This window comes from Candidatus Uabimicrobium helgolandensis (assembly GCF_041508025.1).
In the GTDB taxonomy this organism is placed as follows: Bacteria; Planctomycetota; Uabimicrobiia; order Uabimicrobiales; family Uabimicrobiaceae; genus Uabimicrobium; species Uabimicrobium helgolandensis.
This window is the reverse complement of record NZ_CP165719.1, coordinates 322722-344403: the sequence shown is the minus strand read 5'-3', so window position 1 is coordinate 344403 and position 21682 is coordinate 322722. Positions and strand designations below refer to the sequence as shown.

Annotated in this window: 14 protein-coding genes; 9 read left to right on the top strand and 5 right to left on the bottom strand. The window is 34.9% G+C overall.

Annotation, left to right across the window (positions count from 1 at the left end; translation table 11 throughout):
- Positions 1–168: 168 nt before the first annotated feature.
- Both lepA and UABHE_RS01165 read right to left on the bottom strand, forming a co-directional pair.
- Positions 169–1965, bottom strand: coding sequence for a translation elongation factor 4 (gene lepA, locus UABHE_RS01170; RefSeq protein ID WP_372368321.1), 1797 nt, complete (start codon positions 1963–1965; stop codon positions 169–171).
- A 146-nt stretch (positions 1966–2111) separates the two neighbouring features.
- Positions 2112–4658, bottom strand: a complete 2547-nt coding sequence (locus tag UABHE_RS01165; protein ID WP_372368320.1) for a protein kinase — start codon at positions 4656–4658, stop codon at positions 2112–2114.
- Positions 4659–4798: 140 nt separating this feature from the next.
- On the opposite strand from UABHE_RS01165, the gene UABHE_RS01160 reads away from it, so the two are divergent.
- The 4 genes from UABHE_RS01160 (at position 4799) to UABHE_RS01145 (ending at position 13058) form a co-directional block, all read left to right on the top strand.
- Complete coding sequence (locus UABHE_RS01160; RefSeq protein ID WP_372368319.1) at positions 4799–7141, top strand: HEAT repeat domain-containing protein; 2343 nt, start codon at positions 4799–4801, stop codon at positions 7139–7141.
- A gap of 69 nt (positions 7142–7210) precedes the next feature.
- Positions 7211–9343, top strand: coding sequence for a protein kinase (locus UABHE_RS01155; protein ID WP_372368318.1), 2133 nt, complete (start codon positions 7211–7213; stop codon positions 9341–9343).
- Positions 9344–9534: 191 nt separating this feature from the next.
- Positions 9535–12645: a WD40 repeat domain-containing serine/threonine-protein kinase gene (locus tag UABHE_RS01150; RefSeq protein ID WP_372368317.1), complete on the top strand. Its 3111-nt coding sequence runs from the start codon at positions 9535–9537 to the stop codon at positions 12643–12645.
- Positions 12646–12656: 11 nt separating this feature from the next.
- Positions 12657–13058, top strand: coding sequence for a dual specificity protein phosphatase family protein (locus UABHE_RS01145; protein WP_372368315.1), 402 nt, complete (start codon positions 12657–12659; stop codon positions 13056–13058).
- Positions 13059–13203: 145 nt separating this feature from the next.
- Here UABHE_RS01145 and UABHE_RS01140 read toward each other — a convergent pair whose 3' ends face one another.
- Together UABHE_RS01140 and UABHE_RS01135 are read right to left on the bottom strand one after the other, a co-directional pair.
- Positions 13204–13779, bottom strand: a complete 576-nt coding sequence (locus UABHE_RS01140) for a hypothetical protein (RefSeq protein ID WP_372368314.1) — start codon at positions 13777–13779, stop codon at positions 13204–13206.
- 8 nt (positions 13780–13787) lie between these two features.
- Positions 13788–14873, bottom strand: a complete 1086-nt coding sequence (locus UABHE_RS01135; protein ID WP_372368313.1) for a hypothetical protein — start codon at positions 14871–14873, stop codon at positions 13788–13790.
- 227 nt (positions 14874–15100) lie between these two features.
- Here UABHE_RS01135 and UABHE_RS01130 point away from each other — a divergent pair, with 227 nt between their 5' ends.
- The 4 genes from UABHE_RS01130 (at position 15101) to UABHE_RS01115 (ending at position 19221) form a co-directional block, all read left to right on the top strand.
- Positions 15101–16132: a serine/threonine protein kinase gene (locus UABHE_RS01130; protein ID WP_372368312.1), complete on the top strand. Its 1032-nt coding sequence runs from the start codon at positions 15101–15103 to the stop codon at positions 16130–16132.
- Positions 16133–16374: 242 nt separating this feature from the next.
- A complete protein-coding gene (locus UABHE_RS01125; RefSeq protein WP_372368311.1) occupies positions 16375–16950 on the top strand; it encodes a hypothetical protein in 576 nt (191 codons plus the stop codon).
- Positions 16951–16954: 4 nt separating this feature from the next.
- Positions 16955–18526: a tetratricopeptide repeat protein gene (locus tag UABHE_RS01120; RefSeq protein WP_372368310.1), complete on the top strand. Its 1572-nt coding sequence runs from the start codon at positions 16955–16957 to the stop codon at positions 18524–18526.
- A gap of 2 nt (positions 18527–18528) precedes the next feature.
- Positions 18529–19221: a rhomboid family intramembrane serine protease gene (locus UABHE_RS01115; RefSeq protein ID WP_372368307.1), complete on the top strand. Its 693-nt coding sequence runs from the start codon at positions 18529–18531 to the stop codon at positions 19219–19221.
- A 70-nt stretch (positions 19222–19291) separates the two neighbouring features.
- Here the strand turns inward: UABHE_RS01115 and UABHE_RS01110 are convergent, their stop codons facing one another.
- Positions 19292–20254 (bottom strand): CDP-alcohol phosphatidyltransferase family protein, encoded by a 963-nt coding sequence (locus tag UABHE_RS01110; protein ID WP_372368305.1) that lies wholly within the window; start codon positions 20252–20254, stop codon positions 19292–19294.
- A 125-nt stretch (positions 20255–20379) separates the two neighbouring features.
- Here UABHE_RS01110 and UABHE_RS01105 point away from each other — a divergent pair, with 125 nt between their 5' ends.
- Positions 20380–21681: a DUF5690 family protein gene (locus tag UABHE_RS01105; RefSeq protein WP_372368304.1), complete on the top strand. Its 1302-nt coding sequence runs from the start codon at positions 20380–20382 to the stop codon at positions 21679–21681.
- The last annotated feature ends 1 nt before the right edge of the window (position 21682 follow it).

Genomic DNA, 21682 nt, shown 5'->3' with positions numbered 1-21682 from the left:
TCAATCAAGGAAAAGGATCCAGGTGTAGGAGATAGGCAATGTGTAAGTATAGGAAAAGTAGTATTGTTATTTAGATATGTTATTCACTATTCTATTTGCAAATAGAATAGTGAATAAATTTTAGGTTAGTTTTAAATATAGGGATAGTGGTGAGTTAGAATCGTTGCTTTAATCTTCTTTTGTTTTCAAAACAGCAAGGAAGGCTTCTTGTGGGATTTCGACATTTCCTACCATTTTCATACGCTTCTTACCTTTTTTCTGCTTTTCTAATAATTTACGCTTACGACTGACATCACCACCATAGCATTTTGCCAATACATCTTTACGCATCGCAGAAATAGTTTCGCGTGCAATGATTTTACCAGAAATAGCTGCTTGAATCGGAACTTTGAACATTTGTCGCGGTATTGTTTCCTTGAGGCGCTCGCACATGTGACGACCACGGCTTTCAGCTCGCGAACGGTGAACAATAATAGATAGTGCATCTACGCGTTCGCTAGACACCAAAATATCTACTTTAGAAAGATCACTTTCTCGATAGTCTAGAATTTCATAATCAAAAGAAGCGTAACCGCGAGACATAGACTTTAGTTGATCATAAAAATCAAACATTACTTCACCCAGAGGCAACTCGAAAATAAGCTCGACGCGTTTTGTATCTATATAGCTCATGTTTTGTTGGATTCCACGACGTTCCATACATAACTGCATGATAGCACCTAGGTATTTTGCCGGCAAAACAATATTTGCGCGAATAAAAATCTCTTCAGATTTTTTTATAAAAGTTAAATCGGGATATTCAACAGGGTTGTCTATAAACTTTGTTGACCCGTCGGACAGCAAAAATTTATAGCGAACTGACGGAGCAGTCACAATAATACTTTGATTGAACTCTCGTTCTAAACGTTGTTGGATAATCTCTAAGTGCAACAAACCTAAAAAACCGCAACGAAACCCTGAACCCAAAGCAGAGGAAGTATCTTTCTCATACACAAGAGATGCATCGTTTAGTTGTAATCTTTCCATTGCTTGTGCAAGGTCTTCATAATCATCGGAAACAATAGGGTAAAAAGAGGAAAATACTACCGGTTTTACTTCGCGAAATCCAGAAAGTGGTCCTTCGCAAGGGTCACTATTTAGAGTAATCGTATCACCATTTTTAATATCACTTACTCGTTTAACCCCAGGAATAATATAGCCTACTTCTCCTGCTTTGAGTGAATCGCGTTTTTCACGATGTATTCGAAAATACCCCAATTCTTCAATATCGTGACTTTCACCAGAAAACATGAATTTCACTTTATCACCCGGCCTTAACACACCATTAAAAACACGCATGTGAATTACCGCTCCGCGATAAGCATCATAAGTCGCGTCAAAAATAAGAGCCGAAACCTTATCTTCTTCATTTCCTTCTGGCTGCGGTACACGTTCAACAATTGCCTCTAGGATATCTTCAACACCTATTCCCGTTTTTCCTGAAGCAAGAATCACTTCGTCCGCGGGAAGACCTAATTCATTTTCAATTTGCAACAGTACACCTTCAACATCAGCAGAAGGTAAATCAACTTTGTTAATGATTGGAATGATTTCAAGGTTATTTTCTAATGCCAAGTACAGGTTAGCAACGGTTTGGGCTTCGACACCTTGTGAGGCATCGACAAGTAAAACAGCTCCTTCGCACGATGCTAAAGCACGTGATACTTCATATGAAAAGTCTACGTGTCCTGGCGTATCTACCAAATTAAGTAAATACTCTTTTCCATCTTTGGCAACATACGGTAGTGCCGCAGTTTGACTTTTAATCGTAATTCCACGTTCGCGTTCTATATCCAATGTATCTAAGGTTTGCTCACGCAAATCATTATCAGCAACCACTTTGGTGATTTGTAGCATTCTGTCTGCTAAAGTGGACTTACCATGATCTATATGCGCAATAATGCTAAAATTTCTAATATTTTCCATTGTTTTTCACTTAATAAACGAAAAAGCAGATATAGAGTGTGTCTACAACTAGTAATGCACAAGGAACCAATATCCAATTTCATAACCAGTTCTACTTATAGACGCACAATATTATATCTGCTTTTCATGAAACGATTCAAAGAAAATTACTCTTGTGTCTCTTCTTCTTTTTCTTTTAATAACTCTTGCTCTAGAGATTCTAAACGCCCTGTTTTTATGCAGTCTAAAACTTTTTTAAGTTCATCTGTCAACTCTTCTGCGTCTTCATAACGTTTACTTGGACGTCTTTGCATCATCTTCATAACAATTCTTGATATCGCCAACGGTATGTCAGGACATATCTCACGAGGATCACGAGGATCTTTACTCAAGCGCTGATGAATAATATCAAGAACGTCATTTCCCTCAAAAGGAACATCACCAACTAACATATGATAAAATGTTGCTCCAAGACTATATATATCACTTTGAATAGTAACGTCTTTCCCTAAGATCTGTTCTGGAGAAAGATAATACGGCGTTCCTAAAATAATACCGCGCGTAGTCATTGAACAGTGCTGATCTGTTACCTTAGCAATTCCAAAATCAACAAGCTTAACAACACCTTCTTTAGTGAGTAAAATATTCGCTGGTTTTATATCGCGATGAACTAAATGATGCTCTTGGTTCAAAGACTCTAATGCTCTAGAAACCTGCATTGTAATCTCAAGAGCCTTTAAAGGAGCAAGTTTTCCATCACCACGTATCGCTTCTTCTAGAGTCTCACCATCAATAAACTCCATTACATAAAAACACTTGTTGCGGTCCATCATCAAGTCATATCCACGTATTAGGTTGTCGTGGTCAAAATTGATAACAGTTAAAGCTTCTTGCATAAAGCGCATAACCGCTTTACGATTTTTGTAATCAGATGGTGGTAAGTATTTGACAATAACTTTCTCATTATCTCGCAAACGAATAGCTTGATAGATATGTCCCATTCCACCTTCACCAATTTTTCCAACAACTTGGTAGTCTAAGTGGTCACTTCCTTGAAGTCGTCCACCTCTAACAGGAAGCTTTCCTTGTACAATAGCTGATTTTTCTAGAAGTTCTATCGCTCGTGCTTTTAAGTCGGGAATTGTAAGAGGTTTTGTTACATAACCACAGCCGCTTTTCAAAACCGAAAGAATTTTATCTTCTGATTCGTATGGTGAACCTAAAAATAAAATAGGAAGACTCTCTAGCTCTGCTTGTAAACGCAATTTCTTTAGAATCTTATAACCATCTAAGTCTGGATTTCCAGCATCTAAAAACAGAAGATTTGGTTTTTTATCAATAAGTACATTTAAATTGTCCTCTGATACCTTTACTTGTTGTAAATCGTAAAGATTAGCAAAACTTTCGCGCAGCATATTAAAAACATTTTCTTCGCAATTTGCGACAAAAATGCGCTTCTTACGAAAATTCATCATTTTCTTTAAAATTGTGCGCGTTTTACGTTGCTCTTCGACAGAAGCTTGAGCTGGAGAACTCGGTAAAATGAGAATTTCATTACTTTCGCCACTTTTTTCATCGCCTGCGACGATGAACTTTACCATGTTAGGTTCATCTAGTTTTGGTATGTCAAAAACAAGCCCCAAAGAGGTCAAATCTGCTTTTCCATCGACAAAACTAGTACCACTAACCGTATCTTCATTTCCACCGCTAAGGCCACTTACCCTACAGTCTTTAGCATTAGTGTAAATAACCGTATCACTTTGATAATCTATTTTAAGATTGTTATATTCGTCAAGTGCTAACAAACTATTTTCACCTTGAACTGGAACTCCCGTAGTTTGAGGCGAAGTTAAAACTAGCTGAAAACTTCCTGTTTCAGCAGGACGGATAAGTACACCTGTCGTAGACCCTTGTGCACCACCAGGCTTAGTATCACTTGCCGTAATCACTGGCTTTTCTATTATATTGTAAAAGCGAAAACATTTTTGCGTGCGCGCACACCCATCAGAAAACTCAACATCCATATAGGCCGGAATTTCAGCCGTATGTACATCAGAACTTCCTTGAGAAGTTGTAAAGTATATGCGACGAACTCCTTTGTACGAACTATCCGTTACTCCGTCAATATTTGTTTGAAGAGCTAGACTAAAAGCTTCACCAGCTATTTCTTCATTGTCATGTTCTGAAGAAATAACAAAAGTTCTACCACGAGGTTCGATAAGCCAGCTTTTACTACCACTATTACTCACATTATAAGTTTGTTGATTTTTTGATACAAAAACTTCTGGGGTCGCTTCTACTTTTCCTAGAGAAGCTTTATAACCAACATCAACACCTAATTTTATAGTAATACTACTATCAGCGGCAATCGTAGAATCATTTTCGTTATCTGGCAAAACAATATACTCGTGAGAAACATCTTCTTTGTCATTCTTAAACAACAAATCTGCTGATTCAATAGAGACCTCATCTGAGCTATTATTTTTTATAGTGAAACTAATCTCACACATTCTCTGAGCTTGCTCTACTATTTCAGGTAACTCTAAATTGAGAATTTCAACCTTGACATCAGCGGGAATATTACGCAGTTTCTTTGGGGTTACGTCTGTTGCTGGTACACTTTTTTCTTCTTTATTTCTACTTTTAATATCCATTAAATAAAGATAAATAACTACCAACAAAATGACAGATATCAGAATAATTTTTATTAGCATAAACCTAGGGCGATGTGCCCCCCCTTAAAAAAATATACTTGATTTTTTCAGTGCTTGATTTTTGAATTGTATTGTATAATTAAGCAAAAGTTTGTAAAGAAAATTCCGAGTTTTCAAGCACAAATACTAGGAGGCCTAAAATGAGTTTACAAAGTGTAGGAAGTATTTTGACACATCTACGAACCCATTCGTACAATAATGCCCAAGAAAAAATAGAATTGTTAGACAAGCTAAAGGCAACTAATCAAGCAACACTACAAAATACGGCATGGATGTTAACAACAGAAGACAAAAACTATCGCGATTTTAGCTATGCTATTTTTTCAAAAAGCAAGAGCAAGGAGACTATGAAAATTCTCCTGGGTGAAATGGAAGGCAAAAATGATGAAATGATAGAGAAGATGTCTTTGATTATCGCCAATTTAGCTCCAACTGGCTTAGATTCTTTTTTACAACAACACATCAAACTCGGAAAACCTCAACAAAAAATAACAGTTCTCAAAATATTAAAAAACATGGGTAACATCGAACCTTACATTCCAATGTATTCAATTAGCTTAAAAGACGCCAACGAAGAAGTACGATCCTTATGCGTTCACATACTTAGTCGCTCGATACAAAAAAATGAAATTTTTACTTTATTATGCCCTTTACTTATGGATAAAAGTGAACGTATTCGTCGTCGTATTATTAAAAGATTAACAAAAGTAAAAGATATAAAAATCATTACTGTAATATTTGAAATTATGTCGCGCGAAACTAAGGATAACCAAGGACTCCTGATCGAAGCATTAAAGGAAATCGCTCTAGCAATGAATGTCGACATTGTGGATTTAATTATCCCTGCCCTGATGGACAATCAGCAAAGCATTCGCAAATCGAGCGCTCTTTTCTTTGCAAGTTTACCTGACCTGCACAAGTCAACGGTTCTTTTATTAAACCGCATGCGCAATCTCAGTTTTGACATAAAGAAAAAAATATTTAAATCTTTCCAAACAATAGAAAAGGAAATAACAGAAGTTATCGTTTTACTACTGCATGACAAAGATCTTAACCATCGAGTAGACGCCCTCATTATCTCAATGAATTTAAATGATGAACGTATACCTGAGGGAATTGGCTCTATTTTGCGCGAAAACGTAGAATGGTGGATTAAATTATTGGGAATTGAAATACTTGCAAGTTACAAACTACCACAAACGATTTCTATTTTACAAGAACATGAAGAAGACTTCTTTTTAGAGTGGGCAATTGTTAGCGCATATGGACAATTACAATTCACAGAAAAACTACCTTTTCTACAACAACATTTATCCAATGAATCGAAAGACATTCGGCGCGCAGCTCTTCACTCTATATATAAATTTGAAACACCCGAGGCAATGAAGATTTTGGAAGAAATAGCAACTCCACAATGTGATCTTTTTCTCCACACTGAAATGAAACTAATGAACGAAAAAAATCCCTTTCCTTTTGCTATTCCTGATTTAGAGAGAAAAAATGACAAAGAAGAACTTCGCGTGGAAATGGAAAAAATGGGGCTTCACTTAGAAAATAATACCTCAAACGAAAATGATGACCAAGAACAATCCGTTGTGTTAGGCATAGATAACTTATCCCATAGAGATGCTTTTTTTCCTCCAGAGGAACCAGCGGATCCAATACAATCTGCAGCTATAGAAGAACCACAATACAACCCACAAGTTCAACCACAACCAAATCAACAAATTGCAAATGTTCCTCCTCTTTCCCAAGATCCAATTAATTTCGTAGAGCGTAATGCTAACAATATTCCTTACCAAAGTCCTACTTTTGAAAATAAAAACTCTAGTTCTGAGCCGCAAAATACAATAGCGATACCTGATGAACCTCAAACAAACGCTAAATATGAAGATACTCTCGCTATACCTGATGAACCTCAGCCAAACACTAAATATGAAGATACTCTCGCTATACCTGATGAACCTCAGCTAAACACTAAATATGAAGATACGGTAGCTATACCCGATGAGTCTCAGTCAAACACTAAATATGAAAATACTCTTGCTATACCTGATGAACCTGATTTATCCCAAATCCACAATATTAAAAAAGAGACAATAAAACCTAACCCGCAAGACTCTCCGCAGGAAAATGAGGCGATGCTCCATAATTTTCGCTCGCGTTTTCATCGCATCACTTCCAATTCTCAAACACAAGAATCAACTCAAGAAATGACAGAACCTACTTTTTCTGAACAAAATAGCCCAGAACAACAAGCCCAACCGTTTAGTATACAAGCAAATAATGCGTCTGAAAAATCATTCCAGCTACACAAAAATGACTCAGAGCAAAGTTCGCAAGCAAAATCGCATATACCAACAATTTTTTCAAAACCTAAAACAGAAAAAAAATCAACCGATCAGAAAAAAATTCCCTTTAGTCTAGGGCAAAAAACAAACATAAAACTCAATATTCGCAAAAAAGACGATGAAAACGAATAACTCTACTTAGAAAAACAGAGATAAACTACACTAAATTTAAACAAAATAATCGCAAATAGAGGTAGTAGCATGTCAACAAATGAAAAAAACTTAATCTCTCATGCTTTGCAATTAGGTATTTTAAATACAGAACAGATACAAAAATGTCTCGCGATACAGAAACAACAAAAAACATCTCTACTTAATATTTTAAATAGCGAAGGTTATATTTCTCAACAGCAAATCAATGATCTTTGGCGAGAAGCATCGCAAATACAACAAAAAACTAAAATAGACATAAAAACCGTTGGCCCGATATCACAAATAAAACAAAAAGAATCGGTTCCATCTTTTAATCGTTACGAAATAATATCTGAACTTGGTCGTGGTGGCATGGGAAGAGTCTACAAAGTTTACGATCAACAACTACAAAGAGAAGTTGCTTTAAAAATGTTGTTACTGGATGCAGGGGAAAACAGTATAGATTTTCAAAGATTCCAAAGAGAAGCACGTGCTACAGCTAATTTTAACCACCCTAATATTATTCGCGTTTACGACATTGGTATCGAAGATAAACATCCTTATTTTACAATGGACTTAGTAGAAGGAGATTGCTTAAAAGACCGTACCAAGAGTTTATCAATACGCCAATCTGTAGAATTAATGGAGAAAATTGCCGACGCTATACACCACGCTCACAGCAAAGGTATTATTCATCGCGACTTAAAACCAGCAAATATAATGTTCGACGATAAAAACGAACCTATCGTTATGGATTTTGGTTTAGCAAAAACATCTCAAGCTAGTAAAAAATTATCCCGAACAGGAATGATTATGGGAACTTTGCAATACATGCCACCTGAACAGGCCGGAGGGAGGACAAGAGACATAGATGTTAGAAGTGATGTGTATGGATTAGGAGCCATTTTTTACGAAATTCTTACTGGTAAACCTCCTTTTACCACAGGAAGTTATGCACAAATGCTAAACCAAATCATAAACACACATCCCACCTCTCCTTGCAAAATAAAGCCTCGCATCCCAAAAGACTTAGAAAATATATGTATAAAGTGCCTAGAAAAAAAGAAAGAAAAGCGTTACCAAAATGCAGCGAGCTTAAAAAGAGACTTACAACGTTTTTCTCGTGGCGAAAAACTAGAAGCATCTTCAGGAACTATGCGCAAAATAGTAAATATTTTAAAGAAAAATCAAACACCCTTAGTATTCGCCTTAATACCTTTTATGATAATATTTGCCTTTTTTCTAGGGAAGTCCATCGACGAAAATCCACCATCTAGAGCAAAAAAAGTAACACAACCAAACAAAGAGCAACAATCAAACAACAAAAAACAAACTCCTCCCGAACAAGAAAAGCAATTGGAAAACATTGCTTTTACAAAGTCGGTATGGGAAGCTGGATGGAACAAAAAACTAAGACTATTTGATTTTACAGTAACAAAGTGGCAAAGCTTACCTTTTTCGAAACAAAAAGATTATGCAAAAAAATACCAAATATGGTTTGCAAACGAATATGGTTTGCCTATCAAAAAAGAGATTCGCAAACTCAATATGAAATTTTTCTTAGTTCCACCAGGTATCGTATTTCAAGAAAAATCAAAAAAGGTTACTGAAAAAGTAACCTTTCCTCAAGCTTTTTTCATGGGGAAATACGAAGTTACTCAAGAACAATGGTTAAAAATGAAAATGACAAACCATTCAAAGTTTAGAGGAAATAACCTACCAGCATCACTAATGAACTGGATTGAAATAGAACGATTTTGCAACAAACTCAACCAACAATCAAAAAAATACTCTTCGATAAGAGTTCCACACCAAAAAGAATGGGCATATGCTTGTCTAGCAGGCTCTACTTATAAATACAACGTAGGCGACAAACTCTATCACCAACAAGCAAATATTAATTATGGCAAACCTGTTCCTATATATACTTACCAAAAATTTGCTAACGCTTGGGGGGGATGTAGTTTTCACGGTAATGTTGGAGAATGGTTAGAAAATTGGATCTATGGATCAAAATGGCCCAAAGATAAGACTAAGATTTTTAAAAAAATACACAGAAGCAGCTTTTTAGGGAAAAAAGAAACACAGCGTTTTGGCTCTGCTGGAAATATGTTCAGAGCTCCTGATCTTGGTTTTCGTCTAATAATTGGAAAACGAATTTTTAGTATTTTTCCTAAGAAAAAAGAAAGACGAAAGAAATAAGAAATCGTTGTCTTTTCAATTTTTTTTACATCTGGTAATTGTAGTGTTACGAAGATGTACTTTTGGAAAAAACAATACGTTCGAAAGTTTTTAATTCAACAAAAATCACAACAATTTTCAAATGGTAGGCATAAAACGCACATTTGCAACTCACTGTTAATACCATCAAATAAACCAGTTTGGAATGTCATATGGAAAATTGGTACACTAAGAAAAAAGGAACGACTACAGCCCAAGGACCTTTTTCAATACATCAAATAAAAAAATATATACAAGAACACCTATTACAAAGTCATGATCTTTTATCTTGCGATCAAAAAAATTGGCAAGAAGTGCATTCTTTTTTCGCATCAAAGCAGTTCGGTGACTATACCATTATCAAAGAACTTGGCCGAGGAGCAATGGGTGTTGTTTATAAAGCCCACCATACATCTTTGAATCGTTATTGTGCGCTTAAAATTTTGATAAAAGCAAACGAAAAGTCTCAAAAACAATTCATTCAAGAAGCCAAAGCAATGGCAAAACTTGATCATCCTCATATTGTATCTATATACGATACAGGAACTTCACCAAAACATTTTTTTGCTATGGAACTTATTGATGGCGAAACTTTAGAAACGTGGATGCAAAAAAAGCAAACCATAAAAAAGCGACTTAAAGTATTCCAACAAATATGCCTAGCTGTAGAATTCGCTCATAAAAATAAAATTGTGCACCGTGACCTCAAACCTGAGAATATTATGATTAACGGCACAAATATTAAAGTTATGGACTTTGGTATTGCTAGACAACTTGATACCCAAAATACATTTTACCAAACAGGAGAAATTATAGGAACACCACATTATATTGCTCCTGAAATACTCAGTGGATTTAAGGCTGATGAACGCAGTGACTTATATGCTTTAGGTGTTATTCTTTATAAAATGTTCACCGGCAGAACTCCTTTTGAAGAAGAAAGTGCCTTACAGTTATTATATTTAATTTCAACGTCAGAACCACCTACTCTTTCTAGTTTTTCTCCTAAAATCAATAAAGATATAGAAGTAGTCTGTATGCACTGTATACAGAGAAAGAATCAGGCCCGATACCAAAAAGTTAGTTTGTTACGTCGGGAAATAGAACGTATTATCAACAACCAAACAATCATAACTCGCCCACCTCATGTATTAAAAAAGATTAGCTTGTGGTGCTACCATCATCCTCTTCCAGTAACTCTACTTTTTATTCTCTTTTTTGTAACTCCCCTACTGACTATTTTGTTTCTATACAATGAAAACTTATCCAAAAACGAGCTAGCAAAAGCCTTAGATAACGGCCGAGCAAGTTTAATTAAAGCTCATTTCGAAACTGCCAAAGCAAATATCGTAATAAAAAATTATCCTCAAGCTTTAAACAATATAAAAAACGCCCATGTTATTATCCAAAAACTACCACAAAAAGATTATAGTCAACAACTTTCTTTCTATCTCCATACAGTACTTCCTAATACTCCAGTGTTAGAAAAAGAATACCGTTTTGTAAAATTCAGAAAAGCAATTGTTTCGCAAAACAAGAAATACTTTGCAGGCATCGTCTATAAAGACAAGCCTATATTTGTTTGTGGTAAATTCTCTCCAAACAAGAACGCTTATCATTTCGATGAAAATTTTTTCACCACTCCATGCCAAAGTGAATATGTTTTGTTTCATAATTCTCAAAGAGCCTATTTTGTAAAAAACTTCACAATAAGCGCATACGACTTTTCACTCAAAAAAGCACTGACTTTTTTTCCCGTAACAGGTCACATAAGTGAAATTGCGTGTTCTCCTGATAATAAATGGTTAGCAATTACCGAAGGTCGCAAAGTAAAAATTCACTCTTTCGAAAAAAATAATAGGCAGACAATTATAGAACATGCGCAAGGAAATATTTGTTTTAGTAAAGATAGTTCCTTACTTGCTGCTTGTGTGCGTGGTGGAATATCTATTTGGGATATACAAAAACAAAAAGAAAAACATTCTCTTAGCTATAATAGAAACAAATTCACAAGTTTAACTTTTAGTCATGAAAATCGATATTTAACTGCAAGCGATTCATTTGGACAGTTATTTGTATATGATCTTGCCAGAAAAAGAGAAACAATCATTGGACAGCATATTAATAATATAAAAGACATTAAACTCAGTAATGATGGTAGAATTATGGCTAGCATTGGCCAAGATAAACGCGCTATGTTATGGGACACTACGAAGAGACTTATCTCAATGATAGAATTGCAGTATATTCCATTTTCTTTATTTTTTGAAAACAACAATCTATGGATTCACTCTTTGTACAAAAAAGACGTTATTGTCCAAAAATGGAACACTGCAAACTACTTTTCAAAAAAATTATTAGCAAACCAAGAATTTCAAGAGCTCTTTTTTAATGCAAAAAAATCTCATAATTTCGAAATCAACGCTACTTTTTCTCAACCACTTATCGTTAGCCCTAGAGGAAATTTTGTTGTACAACCTTTTTTAATAGGTTCTTTTATATGGAACAAACAAGATAAATTCTTTCTTTTACGCGAATTTAGAGCAAGAAATATAGGAACTCTTCACTTTAGCTATAATGAAAAAATACTAGCAAATGCCCAAGAAAAACAAATTGTTTTACTTAATATGGATAGTTTGAAAATACAACAAACAATTAAACTCAATAACACAATAAATTCATTGGAGTTTTCACATGATGATAAAAATATCATTGTAAGTAGTGGGAAACAAATATTTGTTTGTAATATCGATAGAAGAAACAGAACAACGATTGATTTAGAAAATTCCTATGCCGCCCCAAGTCCAAAAGGAAACTTACTTGCCATCGGAACACAAAAAGGTGACATAAGAATATATGATAAAGAATTTTTAAAAGGAAAACTCAATAACGGTTTTCACTTTAGAACGCATAAAGGGAAAATTACAGCCATAAAATGGCATCCTTCGGAGAAATATTTTGCTGTGGTGTATGCTAATAATACAATCTCTTTCTTTCGCCAAAACTCAAAATGGACAAAGTGGAAGGATATCGAATTTACACAAGATATAAAGAAAATGTCTTTTAAACCAAGCAGTGATGCAACATATTTTGCTGTATTCTCAAGAAAAGATATTGTGATTTTTGATTTAATCAATGATTTTTCCGGAAAAATTTATGATGGTTACTTCAAAGGTCATAGTGCAGATATTTTTTCCGATTGGTCAAAAATAGCAATTCCCTCAACTAACGGTAACGTTTTGATTTTTAAAGTTCCTCAAGATATTTATTCTGTTATAAAATAGGAAGACTTAACATGAATTGGATCACAGATAAAATAGCAATAGGAAATCATATTGATGCTCAAAACAAGAAATTACTTCAAGAGCACAATATGAAGTCTATTCTTGGACTCGACGGAAAAAAGCGCAAAAAAATAAACGATATAGAAGATAGCGAAGTATTCAATTTCATTGATGGTTATGGCAACTCTATACAGCTATTCACAAGAGCAGTTGACACGCTTGCCGACTTTATAGAAAACAATTCTCCTGTGTTAGTGTATTGCCATGCGGGACGTAGTCGTTCTCCTAGTATTGTTGCTGGCTATTTCATAAAATACCAAAATATGGATGTAGACAAAGCTGTTAATCTTATATCTAAAAAACGTCAAATAAATATTGCTACAGGACTCAAAGAACTATTATACTGCATATGATTCTTATGAAATTAATCCATTTCAAAATAGTCTAAACCAAGGTAGCCTCATAAGTGATTATAGTTATTTCTGGTATTAAAATAATTGCACTTTAAAATTGATCGGCTACCACTACGATTACGTTAACGGCCAAAAGTCACAATGACTATTCAATTGATGACGCGTCAAAAGCCCTACGCAGTAAAAAAACCATATCTTTTGCGCTTTCATTACAAATATATTTTTTATATTCTTCCATAGTAAACATCTCTTTTTCTGGCATCCATTCTTGAATATACAAACAAAATTTAGAGAAATCATTACTGTATCTTTGTTTCGCCATTCTCCAAGATTGCGCTGCGCAACCTTTCCAACGAATAGACCAGAAATCCGCGCACATTTTTTCCTGATTGTTCAAATGTACTTTATACCAAAAGAGACGCCCTTGTAAATTAAGTAAATCAGCAGATAGTTGTTTTTTTAAAGAGTAGAAATAAATTTTTTTTAGCTCTCTATTAAACAATTCTTGGCTAGGATTATCAGTAAAAAGAGCAACACAAATACTTTTTACCATCTCGTCACTAGATTTAAACCCACCCACATCAAATTTTTTATGTAAAATTTTACTTTCATCGATATCTCGCAAAAAAATAGATCGTTGGTTGTTCGTTATTGAAGATTCACTTCCTAATTGCCAAAAAAATAAACAAGTACATAAAAATAAAAATCCGAAAAATTTCATATATTTACCTAATTGTTTTTTTGCAATTCAAATGCTGCTGGCCACCAATCCCATGTAGTTACCTTTTTCCCCTTGATATAGCAATGTGAAACAAAGTTTTTATGAGATACTTTTATTTTTTCGATACCATAGTCAACAACTTCAATCATTTCTTGTTTTTGCGCATAGGCATCCGAATTTCGATCCTGCCATAAATAAAGTCCTTCTAGTTCTTCTTTTTCAACCCAACCGTTCTTATCAACATCTAATATGATAGCCATCTTTGCATAACCATCTTTAAATCCACCTGCCGTACCAAATAAATTATGACCATCGACTACACTACCATCGATTTCAGGAAGTACAAGTAAAGCATCGTTTTTACCCAACCATTCCATTAGTTCCAAGTTTCCATTTCCTGAGATATCAAATAAAGCTGTACGCTCGCCAAAAAATTTAGGAGCATGAGGACGCCACTCATTTTTAGCAACATCTGGTTTACCATTACAATCCAAATCAATAACAATAGGAGAAAAGTTTTTTGCCGCCACTACTGTAAAGTTTTCATTTCCAACAGCAACAGTTTTACCTAATAAATCAGATCTTTCAAAAGACCTTCCTGAGCGACCAGCAAAATCATCTGCACGAACAAAAGCTTTTAATTCTGCATTTTTACTATCAATAAAAAAAGCTGTATTATCGAAACTTCGTGTAGTACTTTTTACCGCTTTTGTAATTTGTTGTTGTAATTGATTGATTTGCTTTTTTGAAAAAGTATTCGCAAAGCTTTTATTTAAAGATTTAGTTACTTCTTTTCCAAGATGAGTGCCAATAACAAACACATCATTTGCAACTTCACTATTGCCAATAACATCTCGGTCAGTAATGCCTTTGCGAATAATACGTTTTGGTAGAGAACGAGTTCTAGTACGAAAACTTCGACGCGTATTTGTTCTTTGTTTAGACTTAGGCGAAGAGAGTAAACGCTCTTTTTCTAACAAATGCGGAAACTTCACTACTGTATCTAAAAATTGACTTGGATCAAAGTTATCTTGTTCATCACCAAAAATATTTGTAACTACGCATAAAAAAATCAAAAATGTTGTTTTAAACATAAGTTTCTCCTTTTAAAATCGAAAAGATCATCCACACAATAAAATATTAATATTTATAAAACCTAGTATAAAGACTGCTCCGACAAAACAGGCCTATTTGAGATTTTTTTTCAAATATTTTTGATTTTTTTATCCGCGACAGTTAAATTCTAAAGAACTATAAAATTATATTGTTGCAAAAATTTGCGTAGTAATATCTATTCGGCAAAAGCGAAACGGAGAAACTTTTGAAAACCTATAAGACTAGCTGCTGTGAGAACCAAATAGAAGTTCACGTGACTGAGAATTCCGTTGTAAAAATAAACTGTAGAAAATGTGGAAAAGTGATGTTCACTTTTCCTGGTGCGGAGGATAAATTACATACGCGCAAAGTTTATGATTCCCCTCTTAAACAAGGTACGTCAGCAATGTTTCTTGGTAAATACCGAGTAATAAAAAAAATATCAGAAGGGACTTTTGCAAAAGTTTATTTGGCGTATGATCCTGATCGCAATGAAAAAATAGCACTAAAACTACTTAAATTTAAAAAGTATATCCAAGGAAAAAATAAATCGGAAATGTCACGAAGTTTTGTAAATTATTTTATTCGCGAAGCTCAGATTCTTTTAGAACTCAATCATCATAATATAGTAAAGGTAAAAGGTAGCGGTAATATCTCTGGTAACCCTTACTTGTCCATGGACTATATTCCAGGACCGACACTAGATGAAGCGATTGATGAACTATACGACGATTACCCAATGCAACTACTTGTTATACATCGCCTAGCCTCTGCTTTAGAATACGGTTATGAAAAATTCAAGATCATCCACCGTGACATAAAGCCGCAAAACATCATTATGCACCGTGATCAAGGAAATATGCCAATGCTTGTTGATTTTGGTTTAGCTAAGAGCCTTGGTAACCATTACCATGCACTCACCTTAGACGGAGTAATTGCTGGAACACCTCATTTTATGCCTGTAGAATACTTTACCCAAAAAGATTTAGATCATCGTGGGGATATTTATGCTCTAGGAGCGACTTTGTATTTCATGGCGACAAAACATAAACCTTTTCATGATATTTCCGATGTTGTAGATATAATGCACGCAATAAAAAATAAAAAACTAAGGCCCATGAGAGAATTCAATGCCAACATTCCAGAAGCGCTCATTGAAATTACCAAGAAAGCCATGGCTCCAAAAAAAGAAAACCGCTACAACAATTACGCTGAGTTAAAAATAAAAATAGAGGAAACCCTCACAACCATGAAATAAGTGATAAGCCACTTAACTCAAAGCTAATTGCCATTTGTTAATTATCTTAGGATTATTTATCAACATGTTCGAGCAAAAAGATAACGTGCGTTAATCACAAAATACATTTGCAAAAAAAAGATTTTGTGCTACTATTATTATAGGAATAATTACTTGCTATTGTGTCACTTATACGCAGTGACATAGAATTTATATTCTATTAAATCCTTATCTAATAACTTAAACTTAAGCGAGGAATATATATGAGATTATTTGCAGTAACCATTGTTTTATTTTCCATGCTGCTAGTTACAGGTTGCGGTCGTAATATATTTATAAGCAACGATGACTATGATCGTGCTTGGGTTGCTTCGCAAACCGTAATGAACCGTCACGGTTTAGCAGTTAAACCTTCAAAAACAAGAGAAGATACACTTATTGCTGTAAGCCGCGTAGAAGGTGATTTTGCATCAAACAAAAATCGCGTAAAAGTGGTTACACGAATAGTACAGGACGAAGACGGTTATTATGCCCCTTCTGTTCGCGTTCTAGAACAACTTGATGTATCTGAGCCTAAGGCATGGGGACACTCAAATTATCAACCAAATCATCATTGGGTGAATGTTGGTAGTAACGCCGCTATGGAAGCTCGTTTATATAATGAAATTATGGATGTAATGAGCGGACAGGTTAACACATACAGTGGACAAGCATGGCAACCAGTTACACATAAAGAACAAGCACCAAGAAGATCAGCGACTCCTACGCAAGCGGGAATCAAAAAAGAACAGGAAACAGAGGAAGCAGACGCTTTAGATTTCTCACCAGAAACATTCTAGATTTATGCTAAAATATATACTTTTTTCCTTTATCATACTTATAACAACGTTGCAAGCTCAAAGTAATATTAATGACTTGCATCGTTATGCTAAAAAGCAAAACATCACAGACTCTCAGCAAGATATTACTGCTGGAGAAAATTTTTTTCAAAGCAGCAACTTTTCGCAAGCTACTTCTAAATTTGCTGCTGCTGCTTTGAAAAGCCCCGACCACCCTGTTCCCTTTTTTTATCTATCCCTGTGTAGTTTTGCAAACAAAGAGTATGTTTTGGGCGGAGATCTCCTCCGCCGATCTATTAATCTTTATCCTCACTGGCAACAGGCGCGTTTTAATTTCTTAGCTATTTTTCCCGACAATTTTGAATTTTTAAGGAAAAGAGACGAATTTGAACGTTGGCTATTAACCACCAATCGTCCAGAAAACACTTACTTATTGTTTGGATTTTTGTGTCAATTTTCTGAAAATCGTAAAAAAGCGCAAACAGCTTATCAACTAGTTTTAGCTAAAAACCACAGCCATATGGAAGCTCAAAAACTCTATGAAATGGTAAGCGGTGAAAAAGCCAATTCTTTTTATTTAAGTTACGAGCAAATAGAACAAATTGGATATAGCTATCTACGACAAGGGCAATTTGTAAATGCTGTAGAGCAGTGGGGAACAGCTTTTGCGTTATATCCTGAAAACCCACAAACGCTCTATAATCTAACACACAGTTTCGCCGCAGTTAAAAAATTCCCTCACGCTGTAAAATCTCTACTCAAAGCTTTTCAGCTTGCTCCCCAAGCATTTGACGAACAATTTTCTTTGGAAAAGCAATTTGGAGAAGTACGTTACTTTGAGGAAACTGTTGCAAAACTAGAAGAGCAAATTCAACAAAAATCAGAGGACTTAGATCTTCTTTTTCTATGGGCTTATTTATCTTTTTTGCGCGGAGAAACAAAGCGCGTACAAATTGCAATTGAACACTTACGCCAACAAAAATATCATCCACAACAAATTGATTTTTTGTGGGAAAAGTTTCTTCAAGGACCAAAAACACCCAAAGAAACATCACGAAAAATAGATACCGAAAAAAAACCTCGCAAACGTATAGAACAACCGCGACGAGTAAAGAAATCTTCTAAAAGAGATTTCTCATTATATCGTCCTACACTTCGCGAAGGACTAGAACTTTTTTATCAGGAAAAATATCAAAAAGCAGCGCAATTCTTTACCAGACAAATTACAAGTAACGATGGGAAAGAAGCTCTATGGTTACTATGTATGTCAAGTTTTGCAATGAAAAAATATGAGGGCACATACGGACTTCTCAAAAAAACAGTCATTGATAAAAAACTAACGGTTTTAGATTGGCCTCAATATTATCCTCGAGCGTCTACTTTTAAAAAACACCTAAAAGAGCTAGCTGATATTGTCAAACAACAACCAACGAATATAAAAGTTCTATCCATTTTTGGATATATATTAGCGACAACAGGACATAAACAACAAGCGCAGATTATTTTTGAACGACTTGTACAACGAGTTCCTGATGATGAGTTTGCTAACTTTATCTTACAGCTCTTACGAGAATAATTATGAATAAATTGGTGAACGTTGTAAAAATTATCGTTGTATTATGGATTGTTCATCTTATATCTGCTATTTTTACTGATATTCGCCAATATGGAATTATACCTAGAGAAACTGTTGGTATTGCTGGTATATTTACTGCACCATTTCTTCATGGTGATATATACCACTTAATGGCAAATACCACCAGTTTTTTTATATTTGGTTGTATTTTAGCTCTTATCGAACCTGCTTTGTTTTTCTCTATTTTAATAAACATAATGATAATAGGAGGGTTTGCTACTTGGATTTTTGCCCGGGAAGCAAATCATATTGGGGCTAGTGGTGTTATTTTTGGTGTTTTTGGCTACATTGTAGCCGCTGGATTTTTTCGCAAAAAATTTGTATTTGTTTTAGTCTCTATTTTGGTAATTTTTATCTATGGAAGTATGATTTTTCAAGTGCTTCCAGGGGAACCAGGTGTGTCTTGGGAAAGCCATCTTTTTGGTTTTTTGGCAGGTATATTTACAGCACACAGATTCTCAAAAAAAGCACCGCAAAAAATCATTATCATTACAAAACCTAAAAAAGCTAAGCCAAAGTTAAAGCCAAAACCTAAACCTCTTCTAGCCAAGAAAAAAAGTAAATCCACTCCTAAAAAAACCAAAACTGGTCAAAATCCTTTTCGAAAAAACCTTAAAATTCGAAAAAAATATTAGGAATGTAATTCTGATTGAAGTTTGCAATTTGCGATCGCAGTACTCCAACCAAAAAAACGCAGGATCACTCTTAACGCAAATAATAAATACCCCTCGCGCCATCAAGAAGTAATGCAATCCCTGCAAAAACAAACGCTCCGTATAGAACATAAGGAAAAATATTCATTCCGAAAACCATAACAATAATTGCTAATAAAGTAAGTAAAAGAGTTATAGAGTGTCGATATGGAGATGTTTTTTGAACAAGATGTTCAACAAAGAGCTTTCCGCAAAACATCGTATTGTATGCCAAAATTAAAACTGCAGCCAAAACATCAGGAATATAAAGCAAGTAGTTAGCTGCTGCAATTGTGAACATTGCAAAAAGTAAAAGAATGCACTCCCAAAGATTTTTTCGTACACGCAAGATACACCTCAACGCAGTGTAAAAACTAATAATCATTGCAAAAATAATAGCAATAGTTACAAAATGAGTTGTTGTTCCATCATATTGTAACCATGATGGTCTTTGAAAAATAAAAGCGGCTAAATAAACGCCCATCACCATAAACAAACCTTCATTTGTTCCTAAACGACCACTATGAAAAACGCCGGTATAGTGATGCTCCCATATTGTACAAAAAAATGCAATTCCAATAGAAATACAATATAAAGCAAGAATCCATCCATGAAGACCAAGCACAATCGCCATTCCCATATTAACAACTATACAACTAAAAGAATCTAACCAATGATCAAGAAACTCTCCAAGCCGAGAAGATTGGCCTGTACTTCGTGCATGCATACCATCAATATTGTCACTAGCAGTATAAATAAACAATAATAAGGTTGCAGTCAAAAAAGCCCAATTGTGCCCATAAAAAGTTAAATAAACGCTTACACCACTAAGAAGCATACAAAAAAAACCAAAAATAGTTATTGTATTTGGTTTGAGCTTCGTTGGTAAGCATTGTACAATAGGTTTCCACACAAATTGCGTTAAAAAACCCTGCATCAAAGATTTTTCATCTACAGTATATTTATATTCTTCCATAATCTAACCTAATACTAATACAGAGAGAAAGAGTGTTAAAACATTTTTTTTGCTCTCTAGGCGACTTAGGGAGCATAGACATGCTACGAAAAACAAGCATAACATATTCATAGAAGAGAAAAAATATGAAAATAATCACAAAGCTAAATCGCAACATCACTACACGTCTTGAAAATACTTCAGTATTTGTCTTTTGCTCATATGCAATCATTGCTGCTTTTATGACGTATTTTTGTATGTACGGATTTCGCAAACCATTTACTGTTGCCACATATGAGGGACTTAGTCTCTGGGGAATAGACTTTAAAATTGTTTTAATCATTAGTCAACTCATCGGTTACGCACTATCAAAATGTCTTGGTGTAAAATTTGTGTCCGAGATGAAAGCCAAGTATCGTGCGTGGGGATTAATTCTAATGATCTCTTGGGCAGAAGCAGCATTATTACTATTTGCTGTTGTTGACGATCCTGTAGTCCGAACGATAGCCATATTTTTAAATGGCATTCCACTAGGAATGGTCTGGGGTTTAGTTTTTGGATTTTTGGAAGGACGGCAAACATCAGAGTTGTTAGGAGCTGGCCTTAGTTGTTCTTACATTATTGCAAGCGGAGCAGTAAAAACAGTAGGTGCTTTGTGGCTAAATCATGGCATCTCACAATTCTGGATGCCTTTTGTTACAGGCGCTTGTTTTTTCCCTATTTTTTTACTCTCTATATGGGCACTAAGTTTAATGCCTGATCCTACCCCTAAAGATCAGGAAGCAAGGACTAAACGCGTTCCAATGAATAGTAGTCAACGTCGTGAATTTATCAAAATGTTTTTTCCTGGCTTACTATTTTTAACAATTCTATATTTCTTTTTGACAGCCTACCGAGGCGTACGTGATGATTTTGCTGCAGAAATTTGGCTTGGTCTTGGATACGGTTCTGAACCTCTCATTTTCACAAAAGCAGAAGCTCCTATTCCATTTGTGGTAATGTTTTTTCTTGCCCTTTTGTATTTAGTAAAGAATAATCGTATAGGGTTATTTGTCACACACTATATAATGTTAGCAGGCACTTTACTTATAGGCATTAGCACTCTTCTTTTTGATGCACAAATCATAGATGGTTCTGTGTGGATGATTTTAGTGGGGTTAGGGCTTTACCTCGCTTATGTGCCATACGGCTGCGTTCTCTTTGATCGCTTAATCGCCGCCTTTGGGGTAACCGCCACTGCTGTATTTATGATTTATTTAACAGACTCCGTTGGTTACATTGGAACTATTGCTATTAATCTCTATAAAAACTTTTGGCACGGAGAGATGTCGATGCTTTCTTTCTTTAGACTTTTCTCTTATGTAACTTCCGTATTTTGTAGTTTGTGTTTCGCTGCAAGTTTATTGTATTTTATGTATTTTGCTGGAAACAAACATAAAAAGGAATAAC